General features: G+C 34.0%; 17 protein-coding genes and 1 pseudogene. 2 read left to right on the top strand and 16 right to left on the bottom strand.

The window, feature by feature from the left end:
- Nucleotides 1–43 precede the first annotated feature (43 nt).
- The 9 genes from proC to EKQ63_RS16540 form a co-directional block, all read right to left on the bottom strand.
- A complete protein-coding gene (gene proC, locus EKQ63_RS16505; RefSeq protein ID WP_001041296.1) occupies nt 44–862 on the bottom strand; it encodes a pyrroline-5-carboxylate reductase in 819 nt (272 codons plus the stop codon).
- 324 nt (nt 863–1,186) lie between these two features.
- On the bottom strand, nt 1,187–2,380 hold the full coding sequence (locus tag EKQ63_RS16510; RefSeq protein ID WP_087952654.1) for a Ger(x)C family spore germination protein: 1,194 nt from the start codon (nt 2,378–2,380) through the stop codon (nt 1,187–1,189).
- Entirely contained in the window at nt 2,377–3,468 is a 1,092-nt protein-coding gene (locus EKQ63_RS16515; RefSeq protein WP_087952652.1) for a spore germination protein, read from the bottom strand. The genes EKQ63_RS16510 and EKQ63_RS16515 overlap by 4 nt, the downstream gene beginning before the upstream one ends.
- 26 nt (nt 3,469–3,494) lie before the next feature.
- Nucleotides 3,495–5,069, bottom strand: coding sequence for a spore germination protein (locus tag EKQ63_RS16520; RefSeq protein WP_140421333.1), 1,575 nt, complete (start codon nt 5,067–5,069; stop codon nt 3,495–3,497).
- Nucleotides 5,066–5,200 (bottom strand): hypothetical protein, encoded by a 135-nt coding sequence (locus tag EKQ63_RS30485; protein WP_087952651.1) that lies wholly within the window; start codon nt 5,198–5,200, stop codon nt 5,066–5,068. Before EKQ63_RS30485 ends, EKQ63_RS16520 begins: the two co-directional genes overlap by 4 nt.
- A gap of 530 nt (nt 5,201–5,730) precedes the next feature.
- Complete coding sequence (locus tag EKQ63_RS16525; protein WP_087996864.1) at nt 5,731–6,675, bottom strand: response regulator; 945 nt, start codon at nt 6,673–6,675, stop codon at nt 5,731–5,733.
- 4 nt (nt 6,676–6,679) lie between these two features.
- Nucleotides 6,680–7,996: a sensor histidine kinase gene (locus EKQ63_RS16530; protein ID WP_087952648.1), complete on the bottom strand. Its 1,317-nt coding sequence runs from the start codon at nt 7,994–7,996 to the stop codon at nt 6,680–6,682.
- A gap of 233 nt (nt 7,997–8,229) precedes the next feature.
- Nucleotides 8,230–9,210, bottom strand: a complete 981-nt coding sequence (gene glsA / locus EKQ63_RS16535) for a glutaminase GlsA (protein WP_087952646.1) — start codon at nt 9,208–9,210, stop codon at nt 8,230–8,232.
- Nucleotides 9,211–9,334: 124 nt separating this feature from the next.
- Nucleotides 9,335–10,759: an alanine/glycine:cation symporter family protein gene (locus tag EKQ63_RS16540; protein ID WP_087952644.1), complete on the bottom strand. Its 1,425-nt coding sequence runs from the start codon at nt 10,757–10,759 to the stop codon at nt 9,335–9,337.
- A gap of 961 nt (nt 10,760–11,720) precedes the next feature.
- On the opposite strand from EKQ63_RS16540, the gene EKQ63_RS16545 reads away from it, so the two are divergent.
- Nucleotides 11,721–12,863, top strand: coding sequence for an anion transporter (locus EKQ63_RS16545; protein ID WP_143881281.1), 1,143 nt, complete (start codon nt 11,721–11,723; stop codon nt 12,861–12,863).
- Here EKQ63_RS16545 and EKQ63_RS16550 read toward each other — a convergent pair.
- The 3 genes and pseudogenes from EKQ63_RS16550 to EKQ63_RS16565 form a co-directional block, all read right to left on the bottom strand.
- Nucleotides 12,800–14,746 carry a bifunctional metallophosphatase/5'-nucleotidase gene (locus EKQ63_RS16550; RefSeq protein ID WP_143881282.1) on the bottom strand — a complete coding sequence of 649 codons (1,947 nt, stop codon included), beginning with the start codon at nt 14,744–14,746 and terminating at the stop codon, nt 12,800–12,802. The genes EKQ63_RS16545 and EKQ63_RS16550 overlap by 64 nt on opposite strands.
- A gap of 238 nt (nt 14,747–14,984) precedes the next feature.
- A pseudogene (locus EKQ63_RS30300) lies at nt 14,985–15,496 on the bottom strand (Rpn family recombination-promoting nuclease/putative transposase); the annotation flags it as partial.
- 146 nt (nt 15,497–15,642) lie between these two features.
- Nucleotides 15,643–16,158: a DinB family protein gene (locus tag EKQ63_RS16565; RefSeq protein WP_014893716.1), complete on the bottom strand. Its 516-nt coding sequence runs from the start codon at nt 16,156–16,158 to the stop codon at nt 15,643–15,645.
- 287 nt (nt 16,159–16,445) lie between these two features.
- On the opposite strand from EKQ63_RS16565, the gene EKQ63_RS16570 reads away from it, so the two are divergent.
- Nucleotides 16,446–16,643 (top strand): hypothetical protein, encoded by a 198-nt coding sequence (locus EKQ63_RS16570; protein WP_087952287.1) that lies wholly within the window; start codon nt 16,446–16,448, stop codon nt 16,641–16,643.
- A gap of 193 nt (nt 16,644–16,836) precedes the next feature.
- Here EKQ63_RS16570 and EKQ63_RS16575 read toward each other — a convergent pair whose 3' ends face one another.
- From EKQ63_RS16575 to iolD, 4 genes are all read right to left on the bottom strand, one after another.
- Nucleotides 16,837–17,628 carry a 5-deoxy-glucuronate isomerase gene (locus EKQ63_RS16575; protein ID WP_143881283.1) on the bottom strand — a complete coding sequence of 264 codons (792 nt, stop codon included), beginning with the start codon at nt 17,626–17,628 and terminating at the stop codon, nt 16,837–16,839.
- A 105-nt stretch (nt 17,629–17,733) separates the two neighbouring features.
- The gene (locus tag EKQ63_RS16580) at nt 17,734–18,579 is read right to left on the bottom strand and encodes a class II fructose-bisphosphate aldolase (RefSeq protein WP_087952285.1); all 846 of its coding nucleotides are present in this window, start codon (nt 18,577–18,579) and stop codon (nt 17,734–17,736) included.
- Between the two features lie 128 nt (nt 18,580–18,707).
- The gene (gene iolE, locus EKQ63_RS16585) at nt 18,708–19,604 is read right to left on the bottom strand and encodes a myo-inosose-2 dehydratase (protein ID WP_087952284.1); all 897 of its coding nucleotides are present in this window, start codon (nt 19,602–19,604) and stop codon (nt 18,708–18,710) included.
- Nucleotides 19,605–19,726: 122 nt separating this feature from the next.
- The gene (gene iolD / locus EKQ63_RS16590; protein WP_087996925.1) at nt 19,727–21,661 is read right to left on the bottom strand and encodes a 3D-(3,5/4)-trihydroxycyclohexane-1,2-dione acylhydrolase (decyclizing); all 1,935 of its coding nucleotides are present in this window, start codon (nt 21,659–21,661) and stop codon (nt 19,727–19,729) included.
- Between the last annotated feature and the right edge of the window lie 23 nt (nt 21,662–21,684).

Below are 21,684 nucleotides of genomic sequence, written 5' to 3' on the forward strand. Positions count from 1 at the left end.
CTTTTACATTAAATAGATTTGAAATATTATATAAATTCGCTTCTCACTTACTAGTTAAACTAGACATTTCCATAGATTTTTGCGTACAACGTTTCATAGCTGAAATGATAGCTGTTCTTAAACCTTTTTCTTCTAGCGTTACTACAGCTTCTATCGTCGTTCCACCTGGAGAACAAACCATATCCTTCAATTCACCTGGATGTATTCCTGTTTCCAATACCATTTTTGCAGAACCTAATACAGCCTGAGCCGCAAATTTATAAGCTTGTTTTCTCGGCATACCGCCAAGTACAGCAGCATCTGCCATGGCTTCTATAAACATATACACATATGCTGGAGAAGAACCACTAATAGATGTAACAACATCCATTAGTTTTTCATTTACGACCTCCGTCTGGCCGAAAATATTAAATATGTTAAGTACCTCTTTTATATCTTTTTCTGTAACCATTTCATTAAAACATAACGCAGACATTCCTTCTCCAACAAGTGCCGGTGTATTAGGCATTACTCTAACAACCTTTAACTTTCTACCAAATTCATTCTCAGTGCTCTTAATACTTTTTCCTGCAGCAATAGTTACAACGATTACATCATTTTTTATTTGATCTTTTATTTGGTTAATTACCGATGAGTATAAATCTGGTTTGATTGATAAAATTAAAATATCAGCACTGTTAGCGACTTCATTGTTGTTAGTAGTTATAGTTATGCCATATTCATTACTAGCATTTTTTAAATTAATGACGTTTAAATCTGAACAAATTATTTGATCCGGAGAAACTATATTTTTTTTAATCATCCCACCTATCATAGCAATACCCATGTTTCCACATCCGATGAATCCTATTTGTTTATTCATAATAATTTGCTCTTGCTCCTTCTACTCTAATTTTTATTGATTTTGAAATTATTATTCTAAATAAGGGCTATTACAATTACTTGGTTTATCAATAGAATTTCAAAATTCTCCTTCCTATATAGAGCTTACATATACCTCTAATAACTTCTTTGCTTTCGCTGAATTTTGAGGTGGGGGTCTTACTGCCCGGCAAATAGCCGGATAAAATCATTTCTTTAATCTATAATAAGAAGGACATAAAAAAACAAAAAGTTACAAAAATTTTTAAATTAAAATTTTTGTAACTTTTTGTTTTGATGCAAATATAATTTCAATTAAGGTATCTCACCGTTTTAAACTTGACGCTCCATAATCTTGTATAGTTACATTTATATGATATTTAATCGATACCTTACTAAATGTTTGATCCCAATTTTTTTTGACTTTCTCCCATGTTCTCGGGTGTTTAATTCTTAATTGGTTGCCAAAACCCGCAATATCGACTTGGTATTCTTTTTGTATTTTTTTTGTAACATGATGTACTAAGTGCTTTACTTCTTTTTCAATAGCTTTTTCTTCCTTTTTTAAAAATTCATTTTCAAAATCTTTTCCTGATTGCATCCAATTTTCAGACAAACGCCCTTCTGATTCAATGTTTACATCAAAGGAAATATTATTTCCGTTAACATGTGGTATGATTTTGCTTTTTATTGACTTTATTTCGTATATAATCAGTTTCTTTGATTCTTTATCAAAAGTTTTTACCACACCACCATTCCTTTTTCCGTTTATCCATACTACTCCTTCCAATTCCTGTTCATTTAAAAAGCCCATCAACTTTTTTGTCTTCCCTTTAATTACAGCAGCTCCTGCAAATTTTGTTTCCCCATTTATCGAGATTACATTTTGCAAAAGAAAACTGGACCCTGACCGCATCTTTCCTTCCAATTTAGCGAGCGATACAGGAGGTAAAATCCTTGTTGTTCTATTTCTATTATCTGCAATTCCAGACAAACGAAATGCTGGGATTTCTCCTTTTTTGTTTGATTCCAGTACCTCCTTCGCTAGACCCTTGCTAATTAAGAGCATACAGCTAAGCCGAACTTCATTGTCACGGAGATACTGTTCAAGTAATTGTTCTAAACTGTATGTACGTACAAGTCTATCACTAATAACAATGTTTTTTAAATGTGGGCTGAACATTGTGCTCTCTCTTTTCAATGAAAACTCACGAACAATTTGATGAATGGAATCACCGGTCTCAGAAACATTTATATAACGTTTTTGCTGTCCGTTTCCTTTACTTTGTGCTTGCGAACTAACAATTTGATAAGTAGCTGTTATAAGATTTCTTTTAGGATAACCTCCTTCCTCATCCTCTTTCTCGATTGTTGAATCCTTCCCTTTATCTAGTGCTATACCTGCAGTTAAACTCAACTCTTCTACTTCTTTACTGCTCCAACATCCTGTTAAAAATAGAAGCAAAAGCGTCCCTAACAAAGCCAAATAGAACCGCATATAATTAAATTTATGTTTCACACTACTCCTCCTTTTAATCGCGTAATAATGAGAAGAAGCAGTGGCAGTAAACCAAATAAAAATAAAGCAGCATTACCGAGCATATCCCCCAATTTAAGCAAGTCATTTATATTTTTCGAAGTCATAGCAATGATGTAAATGATTGGAATCAAAGCCAAAATAAACGGATGAATACTCTTTTTAAAGAGTTGCGCTAATCCTAATGCAGCTGCATAATAACTAATCGTATATGTAGCAAATATTTGCATAATCCATATTACAAGCAGTAAAGATTCAAAACGTTCAAATATCAATCCGGAAATTTCAAAACTGCGCATAAGGTCAATTGTCGGCCATGTTCTTGTTACAACCCCATCAATTGATAATGCACCAATGACCATTACAACAGTTATTACATAAAAGATTAACGGAATTGAAATTCCAACTAAAATAGCTTTTACTGCTTTCTTTCGTTGTTCCATAAACACCAAAAGAATCAACATAATTTCAGGACCTGTATATGCGAGAGACGTTGTTTTTATCCCATCTAACACTGGTTTAATTCCCAAACCTAATACAGGACGGAGATTATCTATCTCGAATATTCCGATACTCATAAAGGAAATGAGTAAAAAAATAAAAAAAGTAATAGGAAATATTATTTCAAACATCCGTGCAATCGAGTTAATACCACTCATAATCAAATAGAGACCTATCCACATAAAAGGCATAACAATAGCCCATGTGGGGGTTCCTTCTAGCAAAAAAAAGCTTATTACTTCTGCCATTGAACGAATTTGAAATGCTGAAGTTGTAAGAAAATACCCTATAATAAGAAAACTAAGCAACCTGCCTATCCATTTCCCTACAATATCTTGACTGTATTGATAAAATGTTTTATTTGGAAACTGCTGACTTAATTTGACCATAATTACTCCTGAAACCATTGCGAGTATCCCACCTAATATAACACTTAGCCATACATCTGGTGTTTTCACTTTTTCCACAGATGCTCTAGGCAAAGTGAGAATTCCTGTCCCAAGTATGTAATTTACAATAATAACAACTGCTTGCGAAGTTGTTATTCGGTCTTTAGGTTTCGTAATCACTGAAGGCCACTTCCTTTCGTCATCAGCTACCTTTTGCGGATAGTTTTTTTGGTATGCATTATTTTCGGTCGACGTCTCATTATTTTTAATGGCATGCGAACCATAAAATCTCTCCAGTCACTAAATCGATACGGAACAGCAGGGCTAGTATAAGGAACGCCAAAACTTTTCAGTTTCACTAAATGACTGCAAAGTAAAAGAAAGAAGAGAATAACACCATACAAGCCAAATATCGCAGCACAAAACATAGCTACAAAACGAAGAATGCGTAACGTAATTCCCACACTATATTGCGGAATAGTAAAAGAAGAAATAGCTGTTACCGCAACAACGATAACCATTATTGGACTAACAATTCCTGCTTCTACGGCAGCCTGACCAATTATTAAACCGCCCACAATTCCCATTGCAGGTCCAATCGGTTTAGGCAGACGTAAACCTGCTTCTCGCAAAACTTCGATAGCTACTTCCATAATTAACGCTTCTATTAAAGCGGGAAAAGGAACTCCTTCTCGCGATCCGATAATAGAAATAGCGAGCTTAGTGGGAATTAATCCTGGATGAAATGAAATAAAAGAAATATACAGTGCTGGAGCAAATAATGAAACAAAAGCTGTCATGAAGCGTAATAAGCGGAGAAGCGTACCAGGAAGCCACCTTTCATAATAATCTTCTGGTGATTGCAGCAGCATACTAAATGTAACTGGAGCAATTAAAACAAATGGTGTTCCATCTAACAAAATAGCTACTCGACCTTCCATCAAAGCACTAATAACACGATCAGGTCGTTCTGTATTTTGAATCTGCGGAAAGGGACTGAGATAATTATCTTCAATGAGTTGCTCTATATAACCAGATTCGAGTACACTGTCTATGTCAATTTTCTGAATTCTGTTTTTTATTTCATCCACCAATTCTGTACTAGCAAGATCTTTAATAAATGCGACGACTAACTCTTTCTTTGCACGTTCTCCTACTGGTAGCTTTACTAATGATAAGCTCTCATCCGCACAGTGTCGTCGCAAAAGTGAGGTATTATCACTTAATACTTCAGTAAAACCGACCCGTGGCCCTCTGACTAATGCCTCCGATACTGGTTCTTCAATGTTTCGTTTATTTGCTTTTGTTGTACCAAGAATAAACACATCTGCTAAACCATCAATTAAAAGAGCTGTTGAACCTATCAATACTTTTGGTATTAATTCTTTTATGTAATGGACTTCTGCTACTTCACTAATTGTAAGAACTTTATTTTTAATATATTCTTTTGAAACAGTCCCCTCCACATAAGAAGATTCATTTTTATATTCATCAGAAAAATCATCCATTAGTAATTTCATAATATGTTTGTCAATTATCTCTTTATCTGATAGACCATCAACAAAAACGATCCCAGCTTGAATATCTGTGCGTCCAATATTAAACTTCCGAAAGCGAACATCAGAATTATGTCCGATTTGTTGCTTTATAAGTTCTAAGTTAGAGGCAAAATCATTTGTGAAATGAACGTTTGCATTTTGAGATGGTTTATGATCTTGTTTCGTTTTATTTTGAATATTATTTTTTTTCACTTGTTTGTCTCTTGACTTCCACCAACTCATTCTTCCCACTCTTTCTCTGCCATACGAACCCAATGAAAAAATCTTGAGATAGTATACGGAATTAAAAACAAGATAAAAGCTTGTACAAAGACTTTCCAATCTGGAAGATAAGAAGTAATTATGTTCCACATTTTTATCACCCAATTTATATACTCTGCTAGGATTGAGATTTCTAAAAAACGATATGTACTTAATAAAAAATAACTATAAGATTAAAGAGCAGAAAAGCGAGACATTATGCTTATTTAGTACCAATAACCTAATTAGTATAAAAACATTTCTGACCTAAAATACCATTTCCAATTATAATTTGTTAAATATTATCTCCTTTTCCCTTATTTATATGCCCGCATTTGAATTTCAAATAATATAAGGATCAATGATATTCCCTCTTAAAGAAAAAAAGATGCTAGAAGATAGCATCTTTTTTTAAATTCAACTTACTATGTATTTATATTTTATTGTGAAAATACTCGTTTTTTTTTAATGAATATTAATGTTTAAAAAAATAAAAAATACATATTCTTTTGTTCTAAATTCATACACTTCTACCGAATCGATACGGAATTTTCTGATTTTAAAACTAATATGAAATAAAGGAGAATAAAAAGAAAAATTATTATCAATCTATCAATTAAAAATAATACTTAGCAAGAGTTTATCATCTTAACTCCAAGTGTATTCGTTTTGCTTCAAAATAAAGAACTTGAATAAACTTTTTCGTATCAATACGAGCAGGTAATGTTGGTTCATTATTCAATTCTGTCATCTTTCTTCTTACGGTAGTAAAATCAAAAAATCTAGAAGCATAATTTTCAAACTTCGGGTTTAAAAAATCAGTAAGTCCAAGGGATGCTAAATGGTTTAATGATTGATAAATTGCTCTCCGAATCCGTTGTTTGGAAGCTTCTATGAACCTTTTTAATTCGGCATCTTCAGCTGAATCCCCAAGTTTTTTTTGAGCCAAATTCATAAAAATCTCTTTTAGTGAGGGAAAGCCTTGTTCCAACGTGTTATCTTGTTCATATTTATATAAATAATCTAGCATATCCATTAAATCTTTACTTCCACTTTCACTGGCTATTCCTAATTCAGACAAAAGAAAATGAATGGAATTTTGAAAATGATTGAAAGTATTTAAATGTTTTTCATTACGGTATTTTTCTTGCACACTTGAATTACTATCCAATTTTAGTACCATATTAAGCGATTCTTGAATGTTTTTTATTGATTTTTCCAAACGAATTCGTTCAATGACTTTCCGAACAACTGTTAATACTTCAATCCGGTTAATTGGCTTAATAATATAGTATTCAACACCAAGCGAATAAGCTTCAGCAATTAATTCTTTTGATTCTACTTGAGAGACCATGATGATTTTCCCTTTAAACGAAGGTTTTATTTGACGGATTGTTTTTATTCCATCTTGAATCGGCATTAACAAATCGATAAATAAAATGTCTATATTTTTAAGGGTTAGCATTTGTTGCTCTAAAGATAAACCATCCTCAGCTTCACCTATAACCTCCCCAAGATCTTCATCCTCGATAATTTGAGCCAACATTGAGCGAACCGCTTTTTCATCATCTACTATATAAAAATACATACAATCACCCTTTCGAAATTATATGATCAATCCCTAATCTAATTATAAAAATTGATCCTTTTCCTTCGGTTCTGTCCTCAAGCGTAACATCACCTTCAAGTTGTTCGACCATTTCTTTAACATACGATAATCCGATACCTGTCGATGGGTTGCCTAAATCATCATATTTAGAAGTAAACCCAGGCTCAAAAATTGAATCTTTATATTTTGAAGAAATACCAGGACCATTATCGCCTATTTGAAATTCAACAAAATGGTGTTCTTTATTAATGTCAATTGTGATGGTTCCCATACCTTGGATAGCTTCTACAGCGTTTGTAACGATATTATTTATAATAGATAAGATTGTGTAAATATGATAATGAGGATGCACACCATCAATTTTATACACAAATTGGATGTCTTTCTCTAGCAACCGTGCATATTTCGTATTTGCCCGTATAATGATATTTACTAGTTCATGCACAGACATATAATCTGTAAAACTTTCATCAGAAATTAATTTTGAAAGTCCCGCAAAAATACGTTGGTTATCCTTTTTAACGTCATGGACCTCACCAGCAATTTGTAATGCCTGTTGCCTTAAATCTTCAAACTGAAAATCCATCTGTTTGTGCTCAAAAGAGTCTAAGGTTTTATATAAATCATAGGATTTTTTTGTTATATTCTCAGCATCTTGTAATGTTTTCTTTAAATGAACAGCATCTTCATATAAATTAGAGATAAGCATGAGCATGTGTTCATTTTGCTTCTTTATATGTCTCTCCCTTGATTGCGCTTCATACAATTTCATCATATTGAAAAAGCTTAGAACTATAAAACTATGGGAACATGCGATAACAATGATCTCATTTATTGCCTCGGATGTGATCGATGTTTTTAATACGAAATATTGAATCATTAATTCCACACAGTCTGACAGTATTTCAATCATGCAACCAATAAAACCAATCATTAGTGGTTGATGATAAAAACGTTTGATTTTTGCTAAATGAAAGAGATACGAATAAGTAAAATAAAAGAAAAAACTAGGATAGTGAGTATGAAAAGCGGCTAGCCAATCCATATTTCCCTTTATAATGACATCCATTGAGATACGAAATACTACCACGACTATCGCTGTTAAAAAACCCGGTAAAAATGCTGGAATTCGTCGAAACAATAACAAAAAAAAGAAAAATGTTGGTGCGCCAAAGCTCATTCTAAATGTTTCATTTAAGGGAAATGACTTTATTTCACCTACTAAGGGTACTGTAAGTATCATTAAAACGAGAATATAGATGTCTTTTTTTAATAAATTACTAAGATTCAAAATAATCACTTCTCACTTTCGCCTAACAGTCAGTATACAAACCTATTTGCATTAATACAATACTTACTCTATTTTTTTCAAAAACTGATAAATAAGATATAAACGAAAGCATTATAGATTGTGAGTATTCATTACAACCTTCTACTTTAGAAAGATACTTTATAACCCAAAAATGTTCAGACACAATATAAGGTCTGAACACTTTTGGACTCGCTCTAACACCAAAATATCTGTGCTCCTTTTTAAAATATACTTAAATCCCATTCTTTTGCAATATGTTCTAACAACATAATTCCTGGTAAACTATTCCCATATTCATCAATGGCTGGTCCGTAAATACCAATACCACATCCATCTTGGAACGATAAATCCTTCCTAGATTTTGAGGGAACAAGTGTCATAATTCCGCCGGATACCCCACTCTTAGCTGGTAATCCAATGAAAGCAGCAAATTTTCCAGAAGCATTGTACATTCCACAAGTTAGCATTAAAGCTTTTGTTAACCTAGCTACTTCTTTAGGGAGCACTTGTTCTTTGCGAATAGGATGATATCCATCATGTGCTAGTATAAGCCCTATTAAGGCAATATCTTCTGTATTTATTTCAATCGAACATTGTTTTAAGTAAACCTCTAGTGTCTCCTCCACATCTGATTCTAGAAAACCATTCTCCTTTAAATAGTATGCTAATGCTCTATTACGATGAGCCGTTTCCCATTCTGATTGAAATACTATTTCATTAATAGCGGGACGCTTCTCTATCATTTTTTCAATTAATACGTATAGAGATTCTAATTTTTCTTGCACCGATGTCCCTGGCAAAAGTGAAGCTATCGTAATCGCTCCAGCATTGATCATAGGATTAAAAGGTTTTCCTGGTTTATGTATCTCTAAACGAATAATTGAATTAAAGGCATCTCCAGTTGGCTCTACGTCAACTCGTTCTAATACATAAGAAATACCGCGACTTAAACAAGCGGCTATAAAACCGATTACTTTTGATATACTTTGTAATGTGAAAGGTATCTCCCAATCTCCTGATTTTATCATTGTTCCATCTGGCTTTACTATACAAATACCTAACTGCGATACATTCATTTCCCCCAGAGCGGGAATATAACTGGCGCTTCTTCCCTTAGCTGCATACGCTCGATAATGAGCTACCCATTGATCTAAGCAAACTTTTTCTTGACCCTCAACTTGAACGCTAGAATCCTTTATCATTTAATCATATTCCCCCGTACTATTAACTTTATATAGAATGATTTTTTCTTTACTATAATCAATACTATTTGCACTAGAACCAAGAAAAATATTCAGACATATTGCAGTCTGAATATCCTTCTTATTACACACTTTTCTTTTTTGAAGTTTTCTCATAACTATCCCAACATTCAATATTTTCAAGCCCTTTAATGTTTTCTTTATAAAAAATAGGATCTTTACCAGCTTTTTTCTGGTTTATATAATCTTGTAACGCCGCAAATGCTACTTTTGAAAGTAAGGTAATAGCAATTAAATTAATAATAACCATAAAGCCCATAAATAAGTCCGCTAAATCCCATACAATTTGAATCTTTGCAACAGAACCAAATACAATCATAGCCAACACACTTATTCTGTATATCATTAACCACACTTTACTTGTATGTAAGAAGCGAATATTTGTTTCACCATAATAATAGTTGCCAATTAACGCACCAAATCCAAATAAAAAAACAAAGATAGCAAGACAACCCGATGCCCAAAGACCTATGTGTTCACTTAATGCTGCTTGTGTAAGTGCAATACCATTTAACCCCGGTTGTTTATATGCATCAGACAGCAAAATAATAAAGGCAGTGCTAGTACAAATGATCAGTGTATCCGTTAATACACCAAATGCTTGAATCAGTCCTTGTTTCACCGGATGACTTGTTGTTGCTGTTGCGGCAACGTTTGGTGCACTTCCCATACCAGCTTCATTTGAAAATAAACCACGTTTAACTCCATTCATAAGTGCTGCACCAATTGAACCGCCTGCTATTTGTTTAAAACCAAATGCGTTTTGAACAATAAGAGAAAGAACTTCCGGCATTTTTGATATGTTGGTAACTACAACAAATAATGCAACTCCAATGTATAATACCGCTAAAAATACCACCTTGTATTCAGCCATTTTTGCAATACGTTGTACACCACCAAAAATAATCGCAGCGAAAGCAATGGCCATGATTATCCCAACTGTTAGACGATCTGTACCAAATGAGTTTTGAAAAGCAATTGTAACTGTATTTGATTGTACTGAATTGAATACAAGACCAAAAGTAATTGTGATTAAAATAGAGAATAATACTCCCATCCAACGTTTATTCAACCCTTTTTCCATATAATAGGATGGACCACCGCGGAAACCAGTTTTATCTTTTACTTTATATATCTGTGCTAATGTGCTTTCGACAAAACTGGAGGCCGAGCTAATAATAGAAATAATCCACATCCAAAATACAGCTCCAGGACCACCTAATGCAATTGCAATCGCAATTCCTGTGATATTCCCTGTTCCAACGCGGGCTGCCATACCAATACAAAACGCTTGAAAAGGAGAGATTTGATCTTTAGAACCACTTTTCCCCTCCATTAATACACGGACCATCTCTTTTAACATTCGAAACTGTACAAAATTCAATTTAAATGTAAAATAAATTCCGCAAATAACAAGCATAATAATTAACAATTTAGACCATAAAAAATCATTTGTTGATCCGACTAACTCTACAAAAAATCTTTCCATATTATCACTCCATACCAAAAATTTATCTATCATAATCTATATAAAATCACCTATATTCCTTGGCATAAATACCTCATTCATATTCAAATACAACAAGGATAAAAATTTTCTATATGAATAGAATTGGCCTGTTTAAACAAACATCGCAATACGCAACCACAAAACTGAATTTTCTAAAAACTTATCATTTATACAAACGATGCTCTATCCCCTTCTGCAAAACTAATATTCTTATCCACTAATGTTGTTGTACTATTATGTTTGTTTCGTTTACCGGTGATTTACATTTAAATCATAATAATCAATAGTGATTAACTGGTTTTCGGTTAATTTTCTTAAGAACATGGAAATATCTCCTTTCTTACTACTAATCTCAAAAATAGGCTAGGTAAAAATTTCACGAAAAATCTATAAAGCGCTTTCAATCTTTAAATAAAAAAACCTTGTCTTTAATTTATAATTAAAAGTACAGAATGTTACGAAAAAGTACAGATTTTTATAAAAACAAAAAATTTTTTGAGATTTTCCATCTAAAAAAACAGTGAGATTTTGTGAATTTTATACAGTATCCAAACGTCGCAGATTTTGTTCTACCTATCCTTTGACAAGCCTCTATTTTCTTCATAAAAACATGCATACTTTTTCTCTTTTAGAAGTTCATATAAAGTATTTGAAATCAAGAATCAATAGAATATTATAAGAATATTCAAAAAAATAAAGCATTTAATTTATTTATGGTATCATACAAAAAACATTTGTTTTCTCAATTAATCCCCCTAGTTGGATTCGTCTATATTGCACATATTTACAACATGAAAGACACTAAGAAAAAAAGGATTTTGTTGAAGGGATGAAACATTACAAAACTCTTATTTAGGACCTTATGACATCCTCTTTTCTAGCAATATCGAGTTATCCCAAAAAACGTATATTTACTAACATAGATTACAGGTGGTGTATTGTGAAAGAAATAGTATTCGTTCAAAATAAAAAAAGACTCCTTATGAAATTCGAATTTTTAAAAAAGGATTTAGTGCTTACCATTTCACTGATACTAGCAATTGTAAGCTGCTTAATACATTCGCCAAAGATCGAATATATTAACTTTGAAGTGTTAATTAGCTTATTTAATCTAATGGTGGCCATTAAGGCCTTGGAACAGCTAAAGATATTAGACAAACTTGCCGTTGCGATTTTAAATAAATGCAATAACAGCAGGTCAATATCTATTATTCTAATTTTGTTATGCTTTATTTGCTCCATGTTTGTAACAAATGATGTCGCTCTCCTCACTTTTGTACCAATAACACTTGTCATTAGTAAAAAAACACAAATGAACATGATGGATACAATCATCCTGCAGACAATTGCAGCAAACATCGGTAGTAGCTTGATGCCTATGGGAAACCCACAAAATTTATACCTATATTCTTACTATGGAATTAAGCTCATCCCATTTTTAGGTTCAATCCTGCTTTTAGCTATACTTGGAATTAGTTTGTTATTTATATTTACTCAAAAACTTCAAAAAACAGATTTGAAAATAGAACTACCTGTTATTACCGTGAAAAATCGAAAAAAAGCTACCGTCTGGATTTTGATACTTATCACTATCATTGCATCTATTTTTGGTGTCATTGATTATTACATTGCGCTAATAGTCACATTGATAGCTGCATTTACGTTAGATAGAAACTTACTTTTTAAGATCGATTACTTTCTTCTAATAACCTTTGTCGGTTTTTTTATTTTTATCGGAAACATTTCCCATTCGGATGCGCTGGAGACATTTGCTCGCGCTAATTTAAGAGGAGATACTTCAGTCTTCTTTAGTTCCATATTTTTGAGTCAATTGATTAGCAATTTTCCTACTTCAATTCTTCTATCAAACTTTACTTCTAATTGGAAAGCTTTATTACTAGGAGTAAATATTGGAGGGCTTGGAACAATTATCGCATCTTTAGCCAGTGTAATCTCCTATAAACTATTCATTCAGGCCAATGTTAAAGAGAGTAAGGCGTATTTAATTAAATTTAGCATTTACAACTTTTCATTTTTAATCATACTTACATGTATACAATACTTTTTTATATGCTTAAACTGATTTGGATTAATATTTGCTTTTTGTGAGAGTGCTACAATCTCTTCTTTTGTAATTGAATCTTTAGTATTTATAGAGGCTATATTTGTATATTTTCCATCTTCAGTTTTTGGAATTTCTAATATCCCTTTATTCACTAGATCCACTACAGCCTTATGCTCTGAAGAATGTGTATTCACACCAGTAATTTTCCAATTATGCATAACTTTTGGTGTGTAAACACCGTTCTTTACCTCTTTTAAATATGTAATAGCAAGGTTACGAATGGTTCCACCAGTTTCCCCGAATGCATTCTCTTGTTTAGATGACCAAATTTGTTCAAACTTACGCCCCTCTAAAGCTCCACCTTTTGCCTGAAGAGCCTCCATTCTATATGCATTCATTCCCAACGTCATAACATCGTTCGTTTTGATTGGTTTATTTGTACGAATAGAACATAAATTTGTTATTCTACTTCCATATGGTTTTGTTAAGTCAATTTCGTATTTTACGCCTCCAAAGAAATCGTTCGTACTGTATTTAGATGCACGACGGGTTTTATCAAAACTAACTGTTACATCTCCAGGACGAGATGAGTTAAAGTACCCCGCTGCCCATTCCATATAGTCTTTTAAGTCTTTCCCAGTTACCTTATATACCGTAATTTCACCCAAAGCATATTGATAATTATATGCAATATCTTTTTTCTTAATAGGACCTACATCCAAACGGGCATTATCGTTATCAATTTGATGGGCGACTACATCTGCTTTGCTGTAGTAGAGCATGACTTCATGAAAGAAATCCGATAAAGGTGTCTCTTGAATCTGCACACTTGGAATACCCTTTATTTCATTTTCAGGAACAAGGTTTCTGCCCTTTAATTGAGCGACTACAACATTTGCATCACCCCTCGCATACTCGTGAAAAGGTGTCAGTGTGTCTTCAAGTGTAGGATCAGATACTACTGTTGTTCCATCATTATTTTTTACAGGTATAGCGGTAGCAGTTTTATCTTTTAGAACCAGCTTTCCATCTTGCTTTGTAAAAGTAAGGTCAATACGTGAGATATGTGTTCCATATTTATCTGGTTCTGTAATAATGACACCATTTACAACTTCTTTTTTAACAAGCTTATGCATATGGGCTGCAAAAATAGCACTTAGTTCCGGACAAGCATTCGCAATATCTTGAACCCCAGTACCAGGGATTCCATTCTCATTTTCTAGTCCCATATGCATAACGCCTACCATTACATCTACTTTACCTTCTAACTCTTTAATGGCCTTCTTTGTCTCTTCTACTGGATTTTTCACCACTAAACCATCCAAATGATCTGTCCCTTTTTCAAAATCACTAATCATTGGTGTATTCATACCAATAATCCCGACTTTAATTCCACCTTTTTCAACAATTGTATATGCAGGAAGAAAACGCTCTCCATTTTCCTTATAAATATTTCCTGCTAGTGTCTTGCCCTTATATTGCTCACTAACTTTTTTCAATGTATCTAATCCAAAGTTAAATTCATGATTTCCAAATGCCCAAGCATCATATCCCATTGCATTCATCGCTACCATCATTGGCGATTGTGGTTGATCATTGAATAACTCTACTGAATTTCCTTGAATTGTATCCCCAGCATCTACTAATATGGTATTGGGATTTTCCTGACGTACCTTCTTTATAACCGTATAGAGTTGCGTTAAACTTCCACTCGTATTTGCACCATCAAGCGCATAATCCCAGGGCATAAATCTACCATGAATATCTGCAGTACCTAACAGTGTAATATTCACATCAGATTCCTCAGCTTTTGAGGTAGATGGCTTGACTGTTATTGCTGTTCCAAGAAGTATAAAAATAACCAAATAACATAAATAGTTCTTCCATTTCATTTTTTGCATAATAACAATATTTCTCCCCTTTTGTACTGTCATATAGTTGCTTGAACTTTAAAAATGTAACTTATTATTCGGAAAACTTCAACTACAAAAAGTAATTTTACGGGGGATTCTGCATGAAAAACAAAAAATGATATAGAAAAGCACTGCCGAATTGTTCAGCAATGCTTTTCTATTAAACGTACTATAACAATGAGTGTCTACTTTCTCTTATTCATGAGTACTATAGGTTCATATATGTTCACTTTAATTTTAAGATACGTTCTGTTTCCTCTACACTCAACTTACTTGCTTTTGCAATAGTTTCAAGCGGTACACCTATTTCATGCATCCCTCGGATCATTTGCATCTTACCTTGTTCAATTCCTTTTTCTATGCCCTCTTGTTCAGCATGCGCTAGCTTAGCTTGTTCATCTAAAAGCAATTTCTCGCGAGCTTCATATGCTGTTCTGAAAGAAGAATCATGGCTCATATTTTCCCATTTACTTATTTCCTTTTTTAAAATTGGATCTTGATTCATATCAATCCCCTCCAATACAATGTTTAAGTTAAATGTTCATCTCCATGCGCTGGTAGTAATAACATCCAACAAACAAATGAATTTTCTCAAGGGTTTACTCTTTCTTCACGCCATTGTTTTACTAATTTCGGTATCTCTACAAGATGGATTTCAATATCGTTGCTTAATAGTTGTTGCATTTTTGTATTCCATAATTGTCCGATAGTATGAAATTCATCATTCTGAGAAATTAAACTCCCCCCACTTTCACTTCTTTTATTTTAATAATTAGAGCAATAAAAAAGTAGTGAATTTACACTACTTTTTGGTATAAAAATTATTTGAATTCTTTTTTATATAATTTAATAGCATACATTTCTCTAAAAATAGACAATGCTTTTTACTTTCCAACTTCACAAAGTAATTTTATCTCCTTAATTTGTTCTATGTGGCGCTGTTCATGTAAATAGATCAGTTCTATCCACTGCTCAAGAAGTAATTCTCCAAGAGCTGGATGCATCACTGATTTTTTCGCTAATATAGATTCATCTTCTATTGTACTTAGGAAACGCATTAATTCTTTTCTCGATTTATTTAACAAATCGACCATTTGCTGCACTTCAAATGGCTCTATGTTTGGTTGAATCATTTCTGGGGCTATAAATTTTATAGATCTATCTAATAATATAGATTGAATTTCTTTACGCTCATTTTGTGTACTATCCATCTTTTTTAGTCCAGATGAAATGACCTTTATAACCCTTTCATCTAATAACACTAAGTGATGACATACTTGTGCTATACTCCATTTATCCTTATCTGGTTTCTTATTAAATTGAGTATCACTTAACAAAGTAATTTCCTCAAATAAATGATTTCGCGTATCATAAAACTTATCATTAACAAGTGTATTCATGAGAATTCCCCTTTCATCTAAAAGCAAAATAGATTAATTCCTACTCTAGCATTATTCTCTATGAAAAAATATTATCCTTCACTACCTATTGGTTATCATATCTGTTGTTGTGCCAATTTAACAACAAAACTTGTAACGAAACAAAATGTAAACCAAAACAAGAAACGAATAAAAGCAATCTTTGCAATATAAGTTTGTATATAATTCCATTCAAAGGCTCAAAATATCGAAGTGTCTATTCATAATTCCATTGTTTTTAATCTCATCTCAAAAAGGAGCTGTATTATATGGATAAAGAAAAGCTACAGATGAATCGTGTCCCATCGGATGCTCTGAATACCCCTAGTAAGGAACAAGAACAAATGCTAGAAACATCATCTCAAGTGGAACATAATCCAAACATTAGCAATAAAGTTATTAACCAAGACCTATATGGCACAGACTTACCCATTTCAGATGTAGATAGAACAACAAACAAAAAGTAAATAACTAACAAGTCAGAAACACAGACCAAAATAAAAGATTTATTTTACATAATTTCTGAAAGAATTCTCCTTCTTTAAATGTTCGCAGGACAATAATCCGGCGATAACAGTAAGAAGAATTTTCCTTTCCACACACAAATAAAAAAACGAGCACCTTATCACTATGAATAGGATTGCTCGTTTTTATTTTCGTCTATTCCTTTTCTGGCCAAATTTTCGTGTTTGGTTCTAATAACCACTTGTGGTCTTCCTCCATGATACGATCATTCCATGGATTATTCTCAAGATGTCGAATCATCCAACAAAAATACATGGCATATCCAGGCGCAGTTGCTTGCGGATGGTCTAGTTCACCTGGAATTGTAATAAAGCTATTATGTACAACGCGATAAGCATCCTCACCAACCATTGCACATCCAAATCCCTGTGGCTTGTTAAAGCGATAATAATATACCTCCGGTTGATCATGGTGATGAGGTGGATAACTGGACCATCGCCCTGGATAAGAAATAACTTCTCCTACTACCATATTAGAATATGCTGCATTGTTATAGTCAAAAATCGTACGAATAACACGCTGTGCTGTTCCTTCCCATACTCCTTCTCCAGTCACAACACTTTGACACTCATTTGGGGTATATAACTTAGAAGCAAATTCTTGATCATTATCCGTTTTTTGAACAAGCACTTCACTATCTGAAAGAGCAGTAATTGTAAGCTTCACATTTTTAGATACATGTAAACACCAAGGGTTTTCTTCAAACACAGACTGTCTTTGAATAACTTGTTCCATTCCTTCCCACTCTAAACGTATTGCCCCTTCCAGTAAAAGAACTGCTGTTTCATTCTTATTATCAAATAGCAACTCTTCTTTTCCATTAGACATTTTATATATACCTATATCCATTAACATATCACTGCATTGACCATTCATTTCTGTTAATACATTATATCCTTCATGTAATTCACCTAATTTTCCTAACATGGCTTTCTCCTCCTTTTAATTAATGGCTTCACTAGCATTCTCCACTTTTGTCAGCTAACTACATTCCGAATTTCTTCTAACTAGTAATGAAGAAATTTTTTCTGATTATGCTCTGTTTTCACTTCCGAATATTTGCATATGACTTTTAACGTTTTCATATGCGGCCTCAATAACATCCTGGTGATACGTAAAATAATCTGAATACGGAGTATTTAGGACGGTATTGTTAACCGCAGTAATTACATTCTGAAATGTGGCTGTCGCTACATTAATTTTACGAACACCATGTTGAATACATTGCTTGAAATCCTCTGGGCTAATGCCAGAGCCGCCATGTAAAACGAGTGGGATATGGACTACCTCATTAATCTCTTGTAGGCGGTCTAATCGTAAATTGGGATCTCCATTGTACATACCATGCGCATTTCCAATCGCAACAGCTAACGCATCTACGTCTGTTTCTTCTGCAAATTGTTTTGCTTCTTTAGTACTTGTTAGCAACATCTCAATATCTTCTGATCCATCCTCACTACCACCAACTCTGCCAATCTCAGCCTCTACTGTCGCTTCGTATTGTTTCGCAAGTGCTACAATTTCTTTTGTCTTTTTGATATTCTCTTCTAATGGATAGTGAGATCCATCAAACATAACCGAACTAAAACCAATTTCTAACGCCTCTTTAATTGTTTCAAATGTCATACCGTGATCAAAGTGAACTGCTACTGGAACAGTTGCTTTTTTTGCTGCAGCTACCATCAAAGGACCAATCATATGAATTGGCGAATGATTCAAGCGAACTTCCGCAATTTGTAGAATAAGCGGTGAACTTAACTCTTCAGCTGCTTTAATAGCTCCCATTACCATTTCCATATTAGCGACACTAAAAGCTCCAACCCCATAATTCTCTTGATTTGCTTTAATTAAAATATCTTTCATTTGAACTAATGGCATTACATACTCCCCTATTTCAATATTATTTATTACATGTAAAACCAACCTTCACGTCTTTTTATCCATTTTGTAAGAAGACATGTTGATTACCATACCATTTACTTAGGGATAATCTTAAAATGCTTAAATTACAGACCTGCTTTTTCTTGTATAAATTTTCGGGCTTTTAATGCGTATTCAAAAGGATTCGCTAAAGCTGGATCTTGCTCTGCTTCTACCACAAACCAACCCTTATAATCAGAGTTTGCAAGGATAGTAAACACTTCATCAAATCCAATTACGCCATCCCCGGGAACTGTAAATGCCCCATTCTTCACTGCCTGTAAGAAGCTCAATTCGTTTTCCTTTACAACATCTACTACTTCCTGGCGAATATCTTTTAAATGTACATGTTTAATACGAGGTAAATATTTTTTTAAAATATAAAGCGGCTCTTCTCCTGAAAAAACAAGATGACCTGTATCAAAAAGCAGAGATACAAGCGCTGGATCAGTCATGTCCATTAACTTTTCAATTTCTGCCGTTGTTTGAACACCCGTACCCATATGATGATGGTATACAATATGTAGCCCCTTTTCCTGAGCTAATTTACCGAGGTGATGTAACCCATCCGCTAGCTTTTCCCACTCTTCTTCTGTAAAAACAGGCTTATTTTTAAATAGTGGTACATCCATTAAACCTTGAATACTATGCCCTTGCTCTGAAACAACGATGACTTCTGCACCCATGTCATGTAAGAAATCCCTATGCTTAATAAATTCTTCCACCGTCTCTTCAATCGGCTTCGTTGTTAAAAACGTACTAAACCATGCACTAGCAATCTCCAGGTTTCGTAATTCCAAAGATTTTTTCAATACAACTGTATTTCTCGGATATTTATTACCTACTTCACTTCCATTAAATCCAGCAAGTGCCATCTCACTGATACATTGTTCAAACGTATTTTCTGCCCCTAGCTCCGGCATATCATCATTTGTCCAAGCGATTGGTGCAATTCCAAGCTTAATCGTGTTTTCTTTGAACATTCCCTTATCTCTCCTCTTTGCAAAATGTGATAGAATTTCGCCAACTTCTCTTATCTGTCTGTTAAAAAGGGGGCTTTCTAAAAAATATGCATGTAGATAAAAAGCCCTCTTTGTGTCCTAATCTAATACGATCTTGCCTTTTGCAAGTTACTTATTTTATCCTCGTACGCAGCTTGTACACTTTGACTATTAGATACCTCTGCAACACCTACATGCCACCATGAATCGTATCCATTTGTCATTGTTTTTGGTAATACTTTAATATCAATTAATGTAGAAACTGTTTGTTTTCTCGCATTCTTAAGCGCTTCCTGTAATTGTTCTATTGATGTAACTTGATACGTTTTTACGCCATATCCAGCCGCGCTAGCTGCAAAATCAATTTTCATAATAGCCCCATTTAATTTACGAGTTTCCTGGTTTCGGTAGCGAAACTCTGTTCCAAAGCTCCCCATTCCATTACCCATTTGTAAGTTATTAATGCAGCCAAATCCAGAGTTATCAAACAATAAAACATTAATTTTTTTGTTTTCTTGAAGACTTGTGACAAGCTCAGAATGCAGCATTTGGTAACTTCCATCCCCTACCATTGCATATACTTCCTTCGATGGTTCAGCTAGCTTTGCACCAAGCGCGCCGGCAACCTCATAGCCCATACAAGAGTATCCATACTCCATGTGATATGTATTAGGTTTTCTAGGTGCCCACATTCTTTGTAAATCACCTGGAAGACTTCCTGCCGCACCAACGATGATTGCATCTTCATCAAGTAATGTATTCATTTTTCCAATGACTGCAGTCTGTGTTAATTGTGTACCAAGTGCGTCTACATACTCATTTAAATTCTCATCGAAATGACCTTCAACTTCTGGTGTGAAACCTTGACCTGTAAAGCGAATATTATGTAGACGTGCTAATTCTGTTTCCCAAGCCTCTTTTGCATCAGTGATTTCTGCAGTGTAACTAGATTGATAATCAATTACTTGTAGTTCAGCTATTAGAGCAAGAAGTGCTTCTTTCGCATCTGCTATAACCTTCAACGCATCAAGCTTGTTCGCATGAAATTCTGAAATGTTGATGTTTAGAAACTCAACTTCCTCATTTTGAAATAATTGTTTAGATGCCGTTGTAAAATCAGTAAATCTCGTCCCAATCCCAATAACAAGATCCGCTTCCTTTGCAATTGTATTAGCTGCTAAATTTCCGGTTACCCCAATGCCGCCAAGATTATATGGATGATTACTTTCTATCGCACTTTTTCCAGCTTGTGTTTCTCCAAATGGAATGTGGAATGCCTCAGCAAACTGTTTCAGCTCCTCTGCCGCTTCGGCGTATCTTACACCACCACCGCAAATCATAATTGGCTTTTTCTTTCTCTTAATCATTTCAACCGCATCCGCTAAACTTGCTTTTGTAGGTAGGCGACGTTCAATACGGTGAACACGCTTTTCGAAGAAGTAACTTGGAAAATTCCATGCTTCCCCTTGGACATCTTGTGGTAAGCAAATTGTTACAGCTCCTGTATCTGCCGGATTCGTTAAAACACGCATGGCTTGAATCATAGCAGTCATCAATTGTTCAGGACGATTTATCCGGTCCCAGTACTTACTTACTGCACGAAAAGCATCATTCGTAGAAATAGATAAATCATGTGTTTGTTCAATTTGCTGAAGAACAGGATCAGGTTGTCTCGTTGCAAATACATCTCCTGGAAGTAATAAAACGGGAATATTATTTGCAGAAGCTGTTGCTGCAGAGGTAATCATGTTTGCTGATCCAGGACCAACAGAAGAAGTACATGCCATAATTTGTTTTCTATGTTTTTGTTTCGCAAAAGCCATCGCAGCATTTGCCATTCCTTGTTCATTTCTCCCTTGATATACCTCTAATTCCCCTGCATCTTCTTCTAAAGCTTGACCTAGGCCTACTACATTTCCATGACCAAAAATCGTAAAGATTCCCTTAATAAACTTTTGTTGTTTTCCATCAAACTCTACGTATTGCTGATTTAAAAATTTCACCAATGCTTGCGCCGTCGTCATTCTAACAGTTTGCATATGATTTGCTCCTTTCTATCTCT

The sequence above is a fragment of the Bacillus sp. BD59S genome (assembly GCF_007363175.1).
In the GTDB taxonomy this organism is placed as follows: domain Bacteria; phylum Bacillota; class Bacilli; order Bacillales; family Bacillaceae_G; genus Bacillus_A; species Bacillus_A pacificus.